This window comes from Thioalkalivibrio sp. ALJ21, from assembly GCF_000378605.1.
Lineage (GTDB): Bacteria > Pseudomonadota > Gammaproteobacteria > Ectothiorhodospirales > Ectothiorhodospiraceae > Thioalkalivibrio.
This window is the reverse complement of the sequence record NZ_KB905157.1, coordinates 72,834-90,735: the sequence shown is the minus strand read 5'-3', so window position 1 is coordinate 90,735 and position 17,902 is coordinate 72,834. Positions and strand designations below refer to the sequence as shown.

Genomic DNA, 17,902 nt, shown 5'->3' with positions numbered 1-17,902 from the left:
CTACAGCGGTCAGTTCTCGGTAACCCGCGTGCCGGCCCGCACCCGGTCCCCCGGGCGGGTGACCACACGCTCGCCCGCCTCCAGGCCCTCGAGGATCTGTGTGGCGAAACCCGAGCGACGCCCCACCTCGACCCGGCGCGGCTCGGCACGGCCGTCCTCGACCACGAACACCGACCACTCGCCGCGGTCGCGGAACAGCGCGCTGGTCGGAACCTGCAGCACCTCATCCCCTTCCCACAGCAGGAACTCGGCCTCCACGCGGTAGCCCACCGCGAGCCCGGCCATGCGGGCCTCCACCGCGTCGAGGTCGAGGATCACCGGCACGCGCTGCTCGTCCACGCCCAGCGCGGAGATCCTGGTAAAGCCGAACGGCTGCACCCGGCGTACGGTGCCCTCGAGCTCCGCATCGCGGCCCCAGTCGGTCAGGCGCACGCGCATGCCCGGCACTACACGCACCGCGTCCATGGACAGCAGGTCCACCTGCACCTCGAGATCATCGAGATCGCCCACGACCAGCACCGCCTCCCCGGCCCCGATCGTGCCCTCGCAGCAGCGATAGCGCTCCAGCACCACGCCCGAGGCCGGCGAACGCACGGACAGGGTCTCGGCCTCGGATTCCGGCATCTGGCCGCTGGCGATCTCCAGCACGATCCGGGCACCCTCGATCTCGCTGCGTGCGACCTCCACCGCGGACTCGCCGGCGCGCACCGCCGAGCGCGCGCGGTCGCGTGCGGTCTCCATACGCTCCACCTCGGTGGCCGAAACCGCCCCGCGCTCGAACAGCTCCTGGTGCCGGCGATATTCGGACTCGGCGAAGCGAGCTTCAGCCCGCAGGTTCTCGAGGTTCGCCTCGGCGCTCTGCAGGCGCGACCGTGCAGCGGCCAGGTTCTCGCGCGCCTGTTCGCGCGAGCGCACATCCAGCGCCGGGGTCGGCAGTGGCTCCATGCGGAACAATGTGTCGCCGAGCGCGACCGCGTCCCCCTCTTCCAGCTCGACGCGATGCAGGAAGCCGGCGATCGGCGCCGACACGGTAAAGGTGTCGCGCAGCCGCGTGCGGCCTTCCTCGCGCACGGTCTCCTCGAACGGGCCGGCCTCGACCGTGGTCAGCGACACCGGTACCGGCTGCGGGCGCAGCGCCCATACCAGCGCGGCCACCCCCGCCAGCACGATGAGCCCAACCGTGATTCGCTTTTTCATCGCCATAGGCTCAGTCTCGCAAATCCCGCCACTCCGCGCTTCCCCCCTCATCGCCCGGCGTGTCGGAGCGTATATCTGCAAAGTGCCACCCTCGGTTATCACCTGAACGGTGGTTGGCAACCAGCCGCTGTGAGGCTGGGCATGGTCCGGCATCCGGTGTTTACGGTGGCTTCTGTCCGCCGCCTGCCATGCGCTGTTTCGGCAGCGCGCCACGAGTTACTTCTTTGCTCGTGCAAAGAAGTAACCAAGAAACACGCCCGGGATTCGCCCAGGAACCTTGCTCCGGCCGCGCCAGGCCGGCGGCGCTGAAACTCGCTGCGCTACGCTCCGCTCAGACAGTCAGCGCCTTCTCCCGGCCTGTCACGCCCTCCACAAGGGGCTCATATCGGGAGGGTAGGTCAAAACAGGCGGTATTCCGGCGAAGAGCCAGGCACTTACCCAAGACGTAGAGAGAAGGCCCTTGGCGCCCGCTCGCGGGCGCGGCACGCCATGGCCGCAGGCCGCGCGTGCCCAAGATGTCGGGACACCTGGCCTCCATCCAGTGGCACGAACGTCAGAACCGCCGTTGTCTTGACCTTCATCCCCCCCCCGTATGAAGCCCCTTGCGGAAGGGTCCTCGGGACGGAAAAGAGGCGCTGACTGTCTGAGCGAAGCCGAAGGCGCAGCGAGTTTCAGCGCCGCCGGCCCGAGGGCCCTGGAGCAAGGTCCCCGGGCGGAATCCGGGTGCCCTTCGTTGGGTACTTTCTTGGGCAAGCAAGAAAGTACCTCGGGGTGCGCTGCCGAGACAGCGCTTGGCAGGCGGCCGGACGAAGGCACGTAAACACTAGACGACGAACCAGGGCCAGCCACAAAGAGGCGGGCAATAACCACCACTACTCCGCCGCCTTCAGGGCCTGTACGCGGTCGAGCTGCTGCAGGCGCCGCCAGGCGAGGAAGGCGGTCAGACTGGCCGCGACCAGGATACCGAGGGCGGCGAAGCCGTAGGCCTGCGGCGTGATCACCAGCGGCACGCGGAACAGATCCATCGCAAAGGCCTGGTTCAGCAGCCAGGCGAAGCCCGTTCCGGTCAGCCAGGCGACCGGGATCGCGGCCAGGGTCAGCACCGCGATCTCGCCGAGCAGGATCCAGCTGACCTGGCCGCGCGAGTACCCGAGCACCTCCAGCGTGGCCAGATCCCGGGCGCGTTCGGCATAGGTGATGCGCGCGTTGTTGTAGGTCACGGCAAAGGCGATGGACACGGCCAGCGCGACGAACACCATCGCGAACACGATGACGGTCTCGCCGATGTACTGGCGGATGTTGCGCTCGGCCTCGGCGATCAGTCCGACGCTGGCGACCCGCGGGCGGTCGGACAGGCTGCGGAACAGCGCATCCTCCTGTGCGCGGTCGGTCAGCAGCCAGGCGCCGGAGACCGCCGGACCCTCGCCGATCAGGCGGTTCAGCGCCGGGCGGTACATATAGGCGCCGACACCGATGGGTTCCTCTACCACACCGGCCAGCGGCACCGTGACCGTGCGGCGACGGCCTTCCAGGATCTCTACCTCCACCGGGTCGCCCACGCGCAGCCCGAGCTGTTCGGCCAGGTAGTCGGTCAGCAGGATGCCCTCGTCGGGCAGTCGGCCGCGCCCGCCGCCCATCGGCAGTTGCCGCAGGCGCGGCTCGGCATCCAGGCCCAGCAGGCGCACGCGCTCCTCGCGGTTCACGCCGATCAGCCGCACCGGTACCGCGCGGAAGGTCTCCACCGCCAGCACGCCTGGCTCGTGGCGCAGCTCGCCGGCCGCGCGCGCCGGCACCGGGTCGGTGAACTGCAGGTCGATGTCCATCTGCAGCACCTGCCCGTACTGGGTGTCCAGCATCTGGGTCACCGCGTTCAGCTGGTAGGCGCCCATCAGCAGCAGACCGCCGGACAGGCCGATGCCGATCACCGACAGCACGGACTTGAGCCGGTGGCGCGCGAGGTTGCGCAGGATGATCCGGGTCGGCTGGTCAAACGCGCCCCAGGCCGCCGAGCGCTCCAGCCAGCCGCGGTGAAAACGCTCCGGGGCCGGCGGACGCATGGCCTCGGCCGGCTGCATGCGCACCGCCTGCCAAACCGCGCGGAAGGTGCCGAGCATGGCCGCGCCCATGGCCACGCCCACGGCCAGCACCATCACCCAGCCCTGCAGACGAAAGCTCATCTCGGGGAAGCGGAAGTACTCCGCGTAGATCCCGGCCAGGCCCTGCGCGGCCCAGGCCCCGAATGCGAGCCCCAGCGCGCAGCCCACCAGCACGATGCCGCCGGTCAGCAGGGCATAGTGCCCGGCGATCGCGCCGTTGCCGTAGCCGAAGGCCTTGAGCACGGCGATCGGCTCGCGCTGGGAGCGGATGATGCGGCCGACGACGACGTTCAGCAGAAAGGCCGCAACGGCCAGGAAGATGGTCGGCAGGATCGCCGCCTGCGCCCGCAGCTGGGTCAGCTCCTCGGACAGAAAGCGATGCGAGAACTGGTCGTCGCGGCCATAGGCCCCCATGCCGCCGTAGCGCGCCAGTTCCCGGTCCATCGCCTCGATCACGGGTGCCGGGTCCGCACCCGCCTCCAGACTCACGGCCACCGAGTTGAATGCCCCCTCCATCCCGTAGGCGGCGGCCAGCGCGCGGCGGTTCATCCACAGGATGCCGTAGCGCTCGTAGTCCGGCAGCAGATCGGTGGGGCTGATCTGATAGACAAACTCCGGCGACAGCGCGATGCCACTGATCTGCAGATCGGTCAGGCGCCCGTCGATGATCGCGCGCAGGGAGTCGCCGGCCCGCAGATCGTGGGCCTCCGCGAAGGCCTCGCTGACGACCACTTCGCGCTCGCGCCCGGCCTCCGGCAACCGCCCCTCGCGCAGGTAGAGCCGGTTCAGCAGTGGCTCGCCCCCGTCCGGTATCGAGAGCACGGTGCCGCGGATCGGGTCGTCAAAATCGGCGACCTCCAGGCGCACCGGGGCCCGCACCCGGGTCTCGATCTGGTTGATCCCCGGCGTATCGCGAAAGCGTTCCACCGCGCTCTCCGGCGCGCGCTTGATCTCCGCGAACACGTCGGCGAACTGGTATTCCGAGTAGAAGCGGTCCTTGGTGATCGTGAGAGCATCGAGGCTGGTCACGGCGATCACCAGCGTCATCACGCCGCTGGCGATCACCAGCGCGATCGCGGCCGCCTGCCCCTTCAGGTGACCGAGATCACGCAGGATCTTGCGGTTCAGCGCGCGCATGGCCGGCCGCGGTCGCTACCAGTGCAGCGCGGCCGGGGACTGGCGCGCGCCGTTCTCAAGGATCTCGCTCACGCGGCCGTCGCTCAGGTGGATCACCCGGTCGGCCATCTCGCCAATGACGGCGTTGTGGGTGATGATCGCTACGGTCGTGTCCAGGCGCTCGTTGATGTGCTGCAGCACCTCCAGCACGCGGATGCCGGTCTTCGAGTCCAGCGCGCCGGTCGGCTCGTCGCACAACAGCACCGCCGGCTGCTTGGCGATCGCACGGGCGATGGCCACGCGCTGCTGTTCGCCGCCGGAGAGCTGCGAGGGGAAGTGGTCCATGCGGTCCTCCAGCCCGACCAGCGCCAGCGCCTCCTCCGGCGGCATGGGGTCGCGCGAGATCTCGGTGACGATCGCCACGTTCTCGCGCGCGGTCAGGCTGGCGATCAGGTTGTAGAACTGGAACACGAAGCCGACATGGTCACGGCGAAAGGCCGTCAGCGTGCGCTCGGAGGCCTGCGCCAGGTCCTGATCGCGGTAGCGCACCTCGCCCTCGGTCGCGGTATCCAGCCCGCCCATGATGTTCAGCAGCGTCGACTTGCCGGAGCCCGAGGCGCCCAGCATCACCACCAGCTCGCCGGTGTACAGCTCCAGGTCCACCCCGCGCAGGGCGTGGATGGTCACCTCGCCCATGCGGTAGACCTTGGTTACCCCCGCCGCACGGAAGATCACCTCCCGAGTGGCCACGGGGGCCGGGGACGCGCTCATGCGGGTGCGGCTACCAGGTGCGTGGTCGGCGGCGCCGAGGCGCCCGGCTCGGGCGCGCTTGGCAGGATGCCGCCCTCGCCGTCCAGGCTCATGGACCACAGGCTCAGCAGCAACAGCAAAATGATCAGGATCGGAATCAGTACGCGCGGATTCATCGGACAGGCCCTCGCTCGCAGCAGTACCCCAATGCTGCCACAAAGCCCCCGGCACGGCGCTGCCCCGCCCCGTCATCGGGAGTCGCGAAGCGACGTGGCGATCTCCATCCGAAGCCGCCTGTTCCTGCGTGCAGACAGCTTTGGCCGATTGCTACGTCGCCTTCGGCTCCTCGCAATGACAGGGCGAGAGCTTCGCGACTCGCGATGACGGGGCACGAAGGGCGTGATGTGAACCGCCGATTTGTTGTTTTGCGCCCAAATATTTACCCTATGCGCACCGTCCGGCCTGCCGCAGACGCGCCGAGCATCCCGAAATCGCGCGCCGCAGAGCCGTTTTGGCACCGCGATCGGTGCCATGCCAACCCGTTTCAACAACGCAAGGAGTCAACATGTCCGCACTCATCTGTGGGTCCATCGCGTACGACACCATCATGGTGTTCCCCGACCGCTTCAAGAACCACATCCTGCCGGACAAGGTGCACATGCTGAACGTGTCCTTCCTGGTCCCGGACATGCGTCGCGAGTTCGGCGGTTGCGCCGGCAACATCGCTTACAACATGAAACTGCTGGGCGGCGAGCCGACCATCATGGCCACCGTCGGCGGCGACTTCGCCCCCTATGCCGACTGGATGGACAAGCACGGCATCTCGCGCAAGCACATCAAGGAGCTGAACGACACCTACACCGGTCAGGCGTTCATCACCACGGACCAGGACGACAACCAGATCACCGCCTTCCACCCGGGCGCGATGGGCTTCTCGCACCAGCAGAAGGTCACCGAGGCCGACGGCATCAAGGTCGGCATCGTTTCCCCGGACGGCCGTGACGGCATGATCGAACACGCCCAGCAGTTTGCCGAGGCCGGCATCCCGTTCATGTTCGACCCGGGCCAGGGCCTGCCGATGTTCGATGGCGACGACCTGAAGCGCTTCATGGAGCAGGCGACCTATGCCGCGTTCAATGACTACGAGGCGCAGCTGACCGCCGACCGCACCGGCCTGAGCCTGGAGCAGATGGCCGAGATGGTCGACGCGATGATCGTCACCCGTGGTGGCGAGGGCTCCGACATCTACACCGGCGGCAAAAAGATCACCATCCCGTCGGTCGAACCGGCCGCGATCAAGGACCCGACCGGCTGTGGCGACTCCTACCGCGCCGGCATCCTGTTCGGCCTGGAACAGGGCTATGACTGGGAAACCACCGGTCGCATCGCCTCGCTGATCGGCTCGATCAAGATTGCCCACTCCGGCACCCAGAACCACCACTTCACGCCGGAAGCGTTCGCCGACCAGTTCGAAAAGGCCTTCGGCTACCGCTACTAAGCGACCTCACGCCGCCCCGGGCACCCGCCCGGGAACGCAAAAGGCCCGGCCCGAGTTTCCTCGGTCCGGGCCTTTTTTGTGGATGGCACCCGCTCCGACCCCTGCCCCCGTGGGAGCGTGCTTGCACGCGAAGCTCCCGCCAAAGTCGGATGCCGGCAGGGGCTTCGCGTGCAAGCACGCTCCCACAACAAGAATTGTGAGCCCAGGGCTAGTCGCGCTGGTAAGTGCCGACCAAGCGGTTCATGCCGATCACGTGGGGTTCGGCACGCTCCAGGAACTGCCAGAGCGTGAGGCCGGCGGGGAGCTGCAGGTCGCGGTCCAGCGCCAGCAGCCAGAAGAAATAATGATGCTTGCCGTGGCCCTCGGGAGGCATCGGGCCGCCGTAGCCGGTGCCGCCAAAGTCGTTCTCGCCGACATCGCCCAGCTTTGCCGCCTCGGGCAGGCCGTCGGTATCCGGCGGCAGGTTGTACAGCACCCAGTGCACAAAGCCGTAGGTGCCGGACTTGATCAGTGGGGCATCCGGGTCATGGCAGATGACGGCCAGCGAGCGCGTCTCCTGCGGGACGTTGCTCCACTTGAGCGCTGGCGAGGTGTCCTCGCCGTCGCCCGCATGGCGCTTCGGGATCGGCTGACCCGGACCGAACGCGGAACTGGACAGCTGCATGTCGGACAGTGCAAAACCCATCGCCAATCTCCTGATCAATACGTACCCGCCACCCTAACGCGCACCCCGGGCCCACACCAACCGGTTGCAGCCGCCCGCCGTCACGCGGATCATCGAGGACATGCTGAATGCCGTAAAACGCTGGCTGGGCCGAGAAGACCCCCTGACCGGGGCTGCGCGCGCGATCGACCGCGGCCGCTCGGGGATCGAGACCGTGCTGGGCCTGCCCCACCGGCTCGCCGTGCCACTGTTGCGCCGCCACTTTGGCGAGGCGGTACATCCGTCCGACGAAGAATTCCGCGAGACGGGCCAGAACGGGTACTGGTCCCTGCCTACGCCCGGTTCGGAGTTCGAAGTCCGCCTGTTTGGCGACGATACCGGACGCATCACCGTCGGTACGGTCCGCGGCACCAACGTCTACTCGGGCCTGGTGGTGGTCAGCGAATGGTCGCCGGAACACCCGGTAGCCGTGTGGCAGGTGCGCCTGGAAGAGTCGGCCACGGAGTCCGCCCGGGCGCTGCACGACTTCCTGCTAGGCGACGCCTCCTCCTAGCGACCCGGCGATGGACGATCGCGAACAGTCGATTTCGCTGGTACTGGGCAGTGGCGGGGCCCGCGGCCTGGCACAGATTGGGGTCATCCGCTGGCTGGAGGAGCATTCGGACTATCGCATCCGCTCCATCTCGGGCGCCTCCATGGGCGCGCTGATCGGCGGCATCTACGCTGCCGGCAAGCTGGATATCTACGAGGACTGGGTAAAGACGCTGCGCCGTCAGGATGTCTGGCGGCTGCTGGACTTCTCGTTTCGCGGTGCCGGGCTGATCCGGGGCGACCGCCTGATCGGCAAACTGCGCGACATGCTGGGCGACATCGACATCGAAGAGCTGTCGATCTCCTTTACCGCGGTGGCCACCGACATCGAGCGCGAACGCGAGGTCTGGCTGAACTCAGGCTCGCTGTTCAACGCGATTCGCGCCTCCATCGCCATCCCGACGGTGTTCACGCCCGTGCGCCATCGCGGCCGCCTGCTGGTCGATGGCGCCCTGCTAAACCCGGTACCCATCGCACCAACCCTGAACGACCACACCGACATCACCGTAGCCGTCAGTCTGAACGGGCGCATGGGCGACGAACTCACGCGCGTCACCCGCCCCAATGCCTTCGACGACGTCGACGCCGAAAAACTGGGGCGCAGCCGCCTGAATCAGCGGCTGCAGGGCGTATTGCCGGACCGGGTCGGCGGCTGGCTGCAGGACTGGCCAGGCAAGCTGGGCCTCGGCTCCACCACCGCCGGCATGAGCCGCGCGCAGGAGGCCCGGGCACTCAGTATGATCGACGTCGTCTCCCACTCGATCGAGGCCATGCAGGGCTCGATCGCGCGCTTTCGCATCGCCGCCTACAACCCCGAACACCTGATCGAGGTACCCGTAAACGCCTGCGGCATCTTCGACTTCCACCGCGCCCGCGAGATGATCGAACTCGGCTACCACCTCGCCGAACGCAGCCTGGGCGACCAACAACGCTAGCCCGCCTTTGTAGGAGGCCAGCCCTCTGGCCGATCCGGCGCCGGAAAAACCCATCGGCCAGAGGGCTGGCCTCCTACAGGAAAGAGGGAGCGGCCTGCTCAGTGCCTGAAATGCACAAACAGGCGGCCGTGGTTCTTCGAGTCCTTCTCCACCCGGTGGTAGCGCTGTTTGATCTCCGGCTGCTGCAGGAAACGCAGCACGCGCTTTTTCAGCTGCCCGCTGCCCTTGCCGTGGATGATCTCCACGGTCTTGATGCGCTTGTCGCAGGCTTCTTCGATCGCGCCATTCAGCGCCGCATCGATCTTGTGCCCGTTGCGAAAGCACTCGTGCAGGTCGATGGACAGTCGTGACATCGCTAACCAGCGGCGCTCAGTTCACCGTCACCACGATGCAGCGCGCCAGCTGCTGCACCTTGTGCGACACACTGCCGGCCAGCAGTCCCTGCAACCCGCCGAGCCCCCGCGAACCCATCACGATCATGTCCACATCGTGGTACTCGGCCTGCTGCAGGATCACCTTCGCGGGCGAGCCGTCCTCGATATGGTGTCCGATATCCGACACGCCCAGTTCGGTGAAGTAGCCATGGGCCTGCTCGGTCAGCTTCTTCGCGATATCGCGCAGAACCTTCGGCGGTACCGATGCCCCCACCGCGGCGCCCCCCACCGCCAGGGGCGGGTCGTCCGGATCGGGCAGATCCGACAGCTTGCGGATATGCGGCGGCACCTCGCCCTGCAGCAGCACGCTGACCAGCACCACCCGCGTCTGATACTTGGCGGCCAAATCCGCTGCCACTTCCACCGCGCGCCAGGCATTGGCCGAGCCGTCCACCGGCACCAGCATAGTATTCAGTTCCATCGGCTCCGCGCTCCTCGTAACAGGCCACCGCGCTGGCCCAGTGGTCCAGCCTGCCAGAGTCGCCGCGCCACCGCATCCGCGTGTCGTCTGCGCCCGTCAACGCCCTATACTCGGGACAACACAGCCCCGGAAAAACCCATGACACGACTGTTCGAGAAGACCTACCCGCAACCCGGCACAGCCCCGGGCCACGGGGCGCACGCTCACGAACACCCCCATCCTTCCGAGGCCATTGTTTCCGCCTGGCACTACCACAACGAACAACTGAACCCCCAGGACCCGGACACCGTGATGCATGAAGGCGCGCCGGCGGACGGATTCGTCTGGCTGCACTTCCAGGGCACACCCGGCCCACGCCAGCTGCAACAACTGGCCGAGGCCTTCGCGCTGCACCCGCTGGCGCTGGAGGACGTGCGCCATCGCGGCCAGCGCCCCAAGCTCGACTACTTCGGCGACTACGCGGTAATCATCCTCAACCAGCCGCAACTTGACGGCGATAGCGTGCGCCTGGAGCAGTTCAACCTGTTCGTGCACCCGCAGTTCGTGATCAGCGTGCATAGCGGCGAGGACGACCCGTTCGAGCCGATCCGCCAGCGCATGCGCGGCACCAACCGCAACTTCAACCGTCTGGGCGCCCCATACCTGGCCTACGCCCTGATGGACGTGGTCGTCGACCAGGCCTTCCCGCTGATGGAACAACTCGGCGACCGCATCGAAGATCTGGAAGAACGCGTGCTCTCGCAGCCCAACCACGACACCCTGAGCCGCATCCATGTCGTGCGCCGCGAGCTGCTGGTGCTGCGCCGCCAGCTCTGGCCCACGCGCGACGTAATCACCCGCCTGATGCGCGACGACCAGGACCCGTTCGGCTCCGAGATGATGCCCTGGCTGCGCGATGTCCATGACCACACCATCCAGATCATGGATCTGCTCGAGTCCTACCGCGAAATGGCCTCCAGCCTGATCGAGGCCTACCTCTCGGCCATCAACCAGCGCTCCAACGACGTGATCCGTGTACTCACCATCATCGCCACCATCTTCATCCCGCTCACGTTCATCGTCGGCATCTACGGCATGAACTTCGACCACCCCGACAGCCCGTGGTCGATGCCCGAGCTCTACACCTATTACGGCTATCCCGTCCTGCTCGGCATCATGCTCGCCATCGTCCTCGGCATGCTCTACCTGTTCCGCCGCCGCCGCTGGCTATAGCCAAAACATGTGGGAGCGGGCTCGCCCGCGAAGACCCTGCCCAAACAAAAAAGGCGCCCGGGTCACCCCGAGCGCCTTTTGCTTGAACCGAGCGCGTTACCCGGCTCGGGCCGTGCTTACTGCTGGAACTGCTCCAGGTCGAAGCGGTCGGCGTTCATCACCTTGGCCCAGGCCTTGATGAAGTCCTGCACGAACTTCTCCTCGCTGTCGTCCTGGGCGTACACCTCGGCGTAGCTGCGCAGGATGGAGTTGGAACCAAACACCAGGTCGATGCGGCTGGCGGTCCACTTCACCTGGTCGCTCTGGCGGTCGCGCACCTCGTAGGTGCCATTACCCGCGGGCTTCCAGGTGTAGGCCATGTCGGTTAGGTTGACGAAGAAGTCGTTCGTCAGCTGGCCTTCGCGGTTGGTGAACACGCCGTGCTTGCTGCCTCCATAGTTGGTGCCCAGCACGCGCATGCCGCCGAGCAGCACCGCCATCTCCGGCGCGGTCAGACCCATCAGCTGGGCACGGTCGAGCAGCATCTCTTCCGGCTTGACCACGTACTCCTTCTTCAGCCAGTTGCGGAAGCCATCGGCCAGCGGTTCCAGCGGCTCGAAGGAGTCGGCATCCGTCATCTCCGCGCTGGCATCACCCCGGCCCGGGATGAACGGCACCAGCACATCGTGACCGGCCGCCCGGGCCGCCTGCTCGATGCCCACGCTGCCGCCCAGCACGATCAGGTCCGCCACGCTCGCGCCGGTCTCGGCGGAGAGCTGCTCGTAGACCTTGAGCACCTTGGCCAGGCGCTGCGGCTCGTTGCCTTCCCAGTCCTTCTGCGGCGCCAGGCGGATATGGGCGCCGTTGGCACCGCCGCGCATGTCGGAGCCGCGGAAGGTACGGGCACTGTCCCAGGCGGTCGCGACCATCTCGGCAATACCGAGACCACTCTCGGCGATCTTCTGCTTGGTGGCCTCCACGCAGTAGTCCGTATTGCCGGCCGGCACCGGGTCCTGCCAGATCAGGTCTTCCTGCGGCGCGTCCGGCCCGATGTAACGGGTCTTCGGGCCCATATCGCGGTGGGTCAGCTTGAACCAGGCGCGGGCGAAGCAATCCCGGAAGTACTCGGGGTCCTTGCGGAACGCATCCATGTACTGGCGATAGGTGGGATCCATCTTCATCGCCATGTCCGCGTCGGTCATGATCGGGTTATGGCGAATGGAGGGGTCCGTGGCATCGACCGGCTTGTCCTCCTCCTTCATGTCCACCGGCTCCCACTGCCAGGCGCCAGCCGGGCTCTTCTTGAGCTCCCACTCGTGGTCGAGCAGGGCCTCGAAGTAGCCCATGTCGAACTGCGTCGGGTTCTTGGTCCAGGCGCCCTCGATGCCGGAGGTAATAGCGTTCGCCGCCTTGCCCTGCATGTTGGGGTTCTTCCAGCCGAAGCCCTGTTCCTCGACATCGGCGCCTTCCGGTTCCGGGCCCAGCGCGCCGGCATCGCCGTTGCCGTGGCACTTGCCCACGGTGTGGCCGCCGGCGGTCAGCGCCGCGGTCTCCTCGTCGTTCATCGCCATACGGGCGAAGGTCTCGCGCACCTGCTCGCCAGTTTTCAGCGGATCGGGCTTGCCGTTGACCCCTTCCGGGTTCACGTAGATCAGGCCCATCTGCACGGCCGCCAGCGGGTTCTCCATGGTGGAGGGCTTTTCGACGTCGCCGTAGCGCTCGTCGGAAGGCGCCAGCCACTCCTTCTCCGCGCCCCAGTAGGTGTCCTTCTCGGGGTGCCAGATGTCCTCGCGACCAAAGGCAAAGCCGAAGGTCTTCAGGCCCATGTTCTCGTAGGCCACGGTACCGGCCAGGATGATCAGGTCGGCCCAGCTGATCTTGTTGCCGTACTTCTTCTTCAGCGGCCACAGCAGCCGGCGCGCCTTGTCCAGGCTCGCGTTGTCCGGCCAGCTGTTGATTGGCGCGAAGCGCTGGTTGCCGGTGCCGCCGCCACCCCGGCCATCGGCGATGCGGTAGGTACCCGCCGCGTGCCAGGACATACGGATCATCAGGCCGCCGTAGTGACCCCAGTCGGCCGGCCACCACGCCTGGCTCTCGGTCAGCAGCGCGTGCATGTCCTTCTTCAGGGCCTCGAAGTCGAGCTTCTTCACCTCTTCCCGATAGTCGAAGTCCTCGCCCATCGGGTTCGTCTTGCGGTCATGCTGGTGCAGGATGTCCAGATTCAGCGACTCCGGCCACCACTCCGTAACGGAGTGACCCGCGGTGGTCTGGCCACCGTGCATGACCGGGCACTTGCCCATGTTCTGCTGCTCACCCATGTCGTTCTCCATGTTCGTTGCGTTCAGATTGTTCGTGCTTCGGGAACCGCCATCCGTCTACACGGCAATGGCTTTCCTCGGGGCCGCGAGCCATTCCACTCCGGATTCCAACCGGCCGAAGAACGGCTTGCGGCCCCTCTGTCTATGAAGGTAGGCCCCAGGCGTCATGGGTACCAGTTGAGATTGCCCATCCCGGCGATAGCCCGTGGTTATCGCGCCGGCGAGTGCTGCGGATCGCGCGCAGTGCGGCGACATCCGATGCGCCCCACCAACATCCCTGGCCCGTTCACCTTCAACATCCGCCGATACGGTTACCCAGTCCGACCAGCCCACAGGCTTCCCGTTCAGCCCGAACCCCGCAGTACCAATCTCGCCACCCCGGCCACCAGACGCCGAAAGCCCCACAGACCGCTACACGACATCGAAACCCAAAACCGGTAAGGTCGTTACCAGCGCAAACGGACCTACGTCACATGGAAGGAAAACGACCCACGCAAAGCCGCCGAAACATCCGGCACTGCCTCCATCGCTGCGCCGGGACACGCGGGCGCCGTTCTCGACCGCTGCCGCGACAATGAGCGCACGGTCGACCCTGCCTCTGCCCCCCTGACATGACCGACTACCCACACCGCTCACGACTTACAGCCCGTCCCAGGTCCCAAACGCCACATTGGAGTCATACGGATTTTCCAAATCCGCCTTTCCCGTCGTAACCGAACAACAACACCGTGTATTTTCTTGGCGTAGATCATATATTGATCTGGCGTCAGCCATGACGACATTAGAGGTTCAAGTGGATGCCCGAGAGAGCTGAAAACGAAAAAATAAAGAAAGCCGAACCAGAATACCACTTGAGCGATTTTCTGGAGTCCCACCCACCGAATCAAGTATCCCGAATATCAAAACTAGCACAAAAAGAATACCGGAGCGAATATGGCGGGTGGGTTGATGAGTTTATTGCACCCCAAATTCAACTTCACTGCTCTAGCGAGTCGTGCAACGGCGAGCGTTTTTTTCGCTACGTAGATCAAAACAAGCCGGTAATTACCAGCGGTGATTTCTCGTTTTTTTATGCTACATACCGGTGCTATAACTGCTTAAAAGAAGAAAAGACATTTTCGCTTGCCGCGAAAATGGATAGTACGTTTTCTGAGACTGGAGAGTGTTACAAATTTGGGGAACTGCCTAATTTTGGACCACCCACTCCATCTCGATTGATCAAACTAATCGGGCCAGATAGGGACGAGTTTTTAAAGGGCCGTAGATGTGAGAATCAGGGGCTTGGAGTAGGCGCATTCATCTATTACCGCAGAGTAGTAGAGAACCAGAAAAACAGGATCCTAAGCGAAATAATAAAAGTGTCGGAAAAAATTGGGGCCTCCCAGGAGCAAATCAAAACCCTCAAAGACGCAACCGAAGAGACCCAGTTTAGCACCGCACTAAAGAACGCAAAAGACGCCATTCCGGAAAGCCTACTGATTAATGGGCACAGCCCATTATTGCTTCTGCATAGTGCTCTTAGCGAAGGAATCCATGCATTATCGGATGAGGAGTGCTTGGATATTGCTAGTAGCGTGCGGGTTGTATTGGCTGAACTGTCCGATCGACTATCTCAGGCCCTTAAGGACGAAGCTGCACTCGCAAAAGCGTTAGGCACATTGATGAGTTACAAGAAATAGCGGACAAGTCTCGCTTTGGAAGCAATGGGACCACCCATGACGGGGTCGCACGACGGTAACCCCCCCCCTGTAGGAACAGCCTTAAACGGGGCATTTCAGCTCCGAAACGAACGCTTCACGGGTGGGAGCCCGATGCGCTCCCGCATTAGGTCCAGGAGGCCGTCGACGTTGGTCGGGTCTTCGGTTTCGAACATCACGCCCGCGCCGTTCTCGTCCAGGCGCATGACGATGCAATGCCAGACATGGGTCCGGCCGTCGGGCGCTTCTTCCGGGCTTACGATCAGCCGCACTCTGGAATTCTCGGAGAGACCTGAAACCGGCAACTCCAGGTACAACCCGCTGAGGCTGACATCCCGGACCCGTCCACGGGCGCGATACCCTGGGGCACCGGATCGAGTCTGTACCTCGGCGGTCATGCCGATCGCCCTGCGACGCCCTTCGCGAAGCTCCATTGGCCACACTCCCCCCGCAGCTCATTCCGCTACGGCATGTTCGTGTCTTTCTTTGGACTGTAGTACATGCGTCTGGCCCCGGCTCGCGGGCGATGCGGAACCGTCCGCACTTCGCCCCGCACGCATCGGGAGACCCCAGCTCGCCGCTGCGACATGCGATCGACGCAGGATGGCGTGCGCTACACTGGGCGCCGATTCTCGTCCCATTTGGCGCCCCATTCGGTGATGCTCCTTACGCTGTTGATCATGCTCTTGTTGCTGGGCCTGGGTGTCGCGCTGATGCTCTGGCATGCGCGGCAGGTGTTCTCGGTGGAGCTGCGCGATGGCAAGGCCCGCGTGCGACGCGGCAAGCCCCCGGCCGGCTTTGTGCGTGGCTGCGAGGACGTGGCACGCCAGTTCGGGCTCAAGCGGGGCCGGATCGCCGCGGTGCGCACCGACACGGGTGTTCAGCTGCGCTTCTCCCGCGATCTGCCGGAAAAGACGCACCAGGCCTTTCGCAACGTCTGGACACCCCCGCCGGGCGGCGGAGGTGGCGGCGGCATGCGCGCGACCGGATAGCTGGCCGGTTCGGCGGATGGCCGCAGTCTCGCAGTGACGACTTCAGCACCAGACCTTCCTTTGCCACTCGTTATCCCTGACAGGCGATAACGCCTTCGAATGCAGGCCAGCATTCTGTATTGCATTTGCGATACAATACGGGAAGGCGGTTGCGGAGACACAGGATGAAAAACACGACGTTGCCAGCCCTGCGGGTGAGCGATGGCTTTCGGCATCAGGTGGAGCAAGCCCTTGGCGAGGGGGAGACATTGTCGGCCTTTATCGAGGATGCCGTACGCCACGAGATTGACCGTCGACGAGCCCGGGCCGAGTTCCTGGCGCGCGGCCTGGAGTCCGCACGCAGCGCCCGGGAAACGGGCGAGTACTACCCGGCCCAATCGGTACTCGATGATCTCGACCGTCTCTTAAGCAAGTAGTAGCCCAACCGCTGGAGTCTCAAGGATGAGTTACTCGGTACGATTTACAGCGCAGGCGCGCGAAGATCTCCTGCGGCTTGTCGCTTTCCTCGCGGAGCGCGACCCAACGGCCGCGGCCCATGCTCGGGCCGCCATCGGCGAGGCGGTATCGCTACTCGAGCGCTTTCCGCTGAGCTGCCGCATGCCCGACGCCTCCCACCCCCGCATCCGCGAACTCCTGATTCCGTTTGGCCGCTCGGGTTATGTCGCCCTGTTCGAGATCGACGATGCCGAGACGGTCTCCCTCCTGGCGTTTCGGCACCAGCGCGAGGACGACTACTTCTAATGGGTCCACGGGTGATTACAGGACCGGGCCATTGGCTCAAAGGATGTCACAGGGACCGCCAACCAACGGGGTTCGATGGCGCCGTAACCGCGAACGATATGGCGATTCGCCATCCAACAGGAGCTGCGCAGATGGAAGGCGCTGAAATTCGCGGAATCCGGGTGGGTTAGGCGCGAATGTTGTGGCCTCTACTTCTTCCTGTTTTTCTCCTTGGGATGGCTATCGCGATCGTCTTTTCGGGGAATGGGGCGCGCTTCGGTACGCGCGCGTCGTATGCGGTGCTCGCAATCCTGGCGCCGATTGCGCTCCTTGCAGTGGGGAGCTGGCTGCAGGTGGACCGGGCGCCCGGATGGCTGTTCAATGGATGGGTGATCCTGACTTTGGTCAGCCCCTACTTAGTGCGGACACTATTCGTATTCCGGGAATCCCGTCGGGACGTCAACGACTAATCCGGTCACCCGAGCCATCGGGGGAGAGCAATGCTGGAACTGGGTGTGGTCGCACTGGCGACCTTCTTCGTGACCGTAGGCCCCGTGGACGTGGCGGTCGTGTTCGCGGTGCTGAGCCAGGGCATGACACGGGCCCAGCGACGCCGGATGGCCTGGCGCGCGGCATTGCTGGCGACCGGCATCCTGATGCTGTTCGCGCTGTTCGGCGAGGCCGTGCTCTCGGTACTGGGCATCACCATGCCGGCGCTGTACACGGCCGGCGGCATCCTGCTGTTGCTGATCGGGATCGACATGGTCTTCGCGCGCAGTTCCGGCGGCGTGTCGGCAACCCCGGCGGAAACCAGCGAGGCGCGCAGCCGAGGCGACATCTCGGTGTTCCCGTTGGCGACACCCATGCTGGCCGGGCCGGGCGCGATGGGGGCGGCAATCCTGCTGATGAGCCGGGCCGGCGATGACTGGATGGCCCAGGCCGTGGTGCTGGGCGCGCTGGCGGCGATCATGGTGCTGGCCCTGATCTGCCTGCTGGTCGCATCTCGCCTGCAGCACCTGCTGGGCGTTACCGGCGCCCATGTGCTGACCCGCATCCTCGGCGTGCTGCTATGCGCACTGGCCATGCAGTTCATATTCGACGGCCTCGAGCAAAGCGGCCTGCTGGGCTGAGCACCGGCGTTGTACGCGGCCGGGATCACAAGCGGGATGTTCGACAGCAAGCCCTTCGCGGGGGTCTACACTCCTCAGGATGGCCTCGAAGGTTACTCGGGATTGATGGACGCGCCCTCTTGCCAGTGCTTCCGCTCGATTCGCAATGGCCT

Annotated in this window: 18 protein-coding genes; 9 read left to right on the top strand and 9 right to left on the bottom strand. The window is 65.2% G+C overall.

What is annotated here, in order from left to right:
• Positions 1 to 9: 9 nt before the first annotated feature.
• From F579_RS0111735 to F579_RS15365, 4 genes are all read right to left on the bottom strand, one after another.
• Positions 10 to 1,203 carry an efflux RND transporter periplasmic adaptor subunit gene (locus F579_RS0111735; protein WP_019024889.1) on the bottom strand — a complete coding sequence of 398 codons (1,194 nt, stop codon included), beginning with the start codon at positions 1,201 to 1,203 and terminating at the stop codon, positions 10 to 12.
• 866 nt (positions 1,204 to 2,069) lie between these two features.
• A complete protein-coding gene (locus tag F579_RS0111730; RefSeq protein WP_019024888.1) occupies positions 2,070 to 4,430 on the bottom strand; it encodes an ABC transporter permease in 2,361 nt (786 codons plus the stop codon).
• Between the two features lie 15 nt (positions 4,431 to 4,445).
• Positions 4,446 to 5,180, bottom strand: coding sequence for an ABC transporter ATP-binding protein (locus tag F579_RS0111725; protein WP_038029894.1), 735 nt, complete (start codon positions 5,178 to 5,180; stop codon positions 4,446 to 4,448).
• Positions 5,177 to 5,335 (bottom strand): hypothetical protein, encoded by a 159-nt coding sequence (locus tag F579_RS15365; RefSeq protein WP_019024886.1) that lies wholly within the window; start codon positions 5,333 to 5,335, stop codon positions 5,177 to 5,179. Before F579_RS15365 ends, F579_RS0111725 begins: the two co-directional genes overlap by 4 nt.
• A gap of 389 nt (positions 5,336 to 5,724) precedes the next feature.
• Here F579_RS15365 and F579_RS0111715 point away from each other — a divergent pair, with 389 nt between their 5' ends.
• Positions 5,725 to 6,657: a carbohydrate kinase family protein gene (locus tag F579_RS0111715; protein WP_019024885.1), complete on the top strand. Its 933-nt coding sequence runs from the start codon at positions 5,725 to 5,727 to the stop codon at positions 6,655 to 6,657.
• A 208-nt stretch (positions 6,658 to 6,865) separates the two neighbouring features.
• On the opposite strand, the gene F579_RS0111710 is transcribed toward F579_RS0111715, so the two are convergent.
• Positions 6,866 to 7,342 (bottom strand): YbhB/YbcL family Raf kinase inhibitor-like protein, encoded by a 477-nt coding sequence (locus tag F579_RS0111710; protein ID WP_019024884.1) that lies wholly within the window; start codon positions 7,340 to 7,342, stop codon positions 6,866 to 6,868.
• Between the two features lie 100 nt (positions 7,343 to 7,442).
• Between F579_RS0111710 and F579_RS0111705 the strand changes: the two genes are divergently transcribed.
• Positions 7,443 to 7,874 (top strand): hypothetical protein, encoded by a 432-nt coding sequence (locus F579_RS0111705; RefSeq protein ID WP_026301094.1) that lies wholly within the window; start codon positions 7,443 to 7,445, stop codon positions 7,872 to 7,874.
• Positions 7,875 to 7,884: 10 nt separating this feature from the next.
• Complete coding sequence (locus tag F579_RS0111700) at positions 7,885 to 8,847, top strand: patatin-like phospholipase family protein (protein WP_019024882.1); 963 nt, start codon at positions 7,885 to 7,887, stop codon at positions 8,845 to 8,847.
• A 98-nt stretch (positions 8,848 to 8,945) separates the two neighbouring features.
• Here the strand turns inward: F579_RS0111700 and F579_RS0111695 are convergent, their stop codons facing one another.
• Positions 8,946 to 9,200 carry a Smr/MutS family protein gene (locus F579_RS0111695; RefSeq protein WP_019024881.1) on the bottom strand — a complete coding sequence of 85 codons (255 nt, stop codon included), beginning with the start codon at positions 9,198 to 9,200 and terminating at the stop codon, positions 8,946 to 8,948.
• Between the two features lie 16 nt (positions 9,201 to 9,216).
• Positions 9,217 to 9,702, bottom strand: coding sequence for a universal stress protein (locus F579_RS0111690; protein WP_019024880.1), 486 nt, complete (start codon positions 9,700 to 9,702; stop codon positions 9,217 to 9,219).
• 138 nt (positions 9,703 to 9,840) lie between these two features.
• Between F579_RS0111690 and corA the strand changes: the two genes are divergently transcribed.
• Complete coding sequence (corA, locus tag F579_RS0111685; RefSeq protein ID WP_019024879.1) at positions 9,841 to 10,914, top strand: magnesium/cobalt transporter CorA; 1,074 nt, start codon at positions 9,841 to 9,843, stop codon at positions 10,912 to 10,914.
• Between the two features lie 116 nt (positions 10,915 to 11,030).
• On the opposite strand, the gene katG is transcribed toward corA, so the two are convergent.
• Complete coding sequence (gene katG / locus F579_RS0111680) at positions 11,031 to 13,223, bottom strand: catalase/peroxidase HPI (protein WP_019024878.1); 2,193 nt, start codon at positions 13,221 to 13,223, stop codon at positions 11,031 to 11,033.
• 785 nt (positions 13,224 to 14,008) lie between these two features.
• On the opposite strand from katG, the gene F579_RS15185 reads away from it, so the two are divergent.
• A complete protein-coding gene (locus tag F579_RS15185; RefSeq protein ID WP_081616928.1) occupies positions 14,009 to 14,890 on the top strand; it encodes a hypothetical protein in 882 nt (293 codons plus the stop codon).
• 95 nt (positions 14,891 to 14,985) lie between these two features.
• Here the strand turns inward: F579_RS15185 and F579_RS0111675 are convergent, their stop codons facing one another.
• Positions 14,986 to 15,342, bottom strand: a complete 357-nt coding sequence (locus tag F579_RS0111675) for a PilZ domain-containing protein (protein ID WP_026301093.1) — start codon at positions 15,340 to 15,342, stop codon at positions 14,986 to 14,988.
• A gap of 225 nt (positions 15,343 to 15,567) precedes the next feature.
• On the opposite strand from F579_RS0111675, the gene F579_RS0111670 reads away from it, so the two are divergent.
• From F579_RS0111670 to F579_RS0111650, 4 genes are all read left to right on the top strand, one after another.
• Positions 15,568 to 15,900, top strand: coding sequence for a DUF3634 family protein (locus tag F579_RS0111670; RefSeq protein ID WP_026301092.1), 333 nt, complete (start codon positions 15,568 to 15,570; stop codon positions 15,898 to 15,900).
• Positions 15,901 to 16,064: 164 nt separating this feature from the next.
• Positions 16,065 to 16,316 carry a YlcI/YnfO family protein gene (locus F579_RS0111665; RefSeq protein ID WP_018994284.1) on the top strand — a complete coding sequence of 84 codons (252 nt, stop codon included), beginning with the start codon at positions 16,065 to 16,067 and terminating at the stop codon, positions 16,314 to 16,316.
• 25 nt (positions 16,317 to 16,341) lie between these two features.
• Entirely contained in the window at positions 16,342 to 16,641 is a 300-nt protein-coding gene (locus tag F579_RS0111660; RefSeq protein ID WP_018138039.1) for a type II toxin-antitoxin system RelE/ParE family toxin, read from the top strand.
• 479 nt (positions 16,642 to 17,120) lie between these two features.
• Positions 17,121 to 17,750 (top strand): MarC family protein, encoded by a 630-nt coding sequence (locus F579_RS0111650; protein WP_019024875.1) that lies wholly within the window; start codon positions 17,121 to 17,123, stop codon positions 17,748 to 17,750.
• Positions 17,751 to 17,902 lie beyond the last annotated feature (152 nt).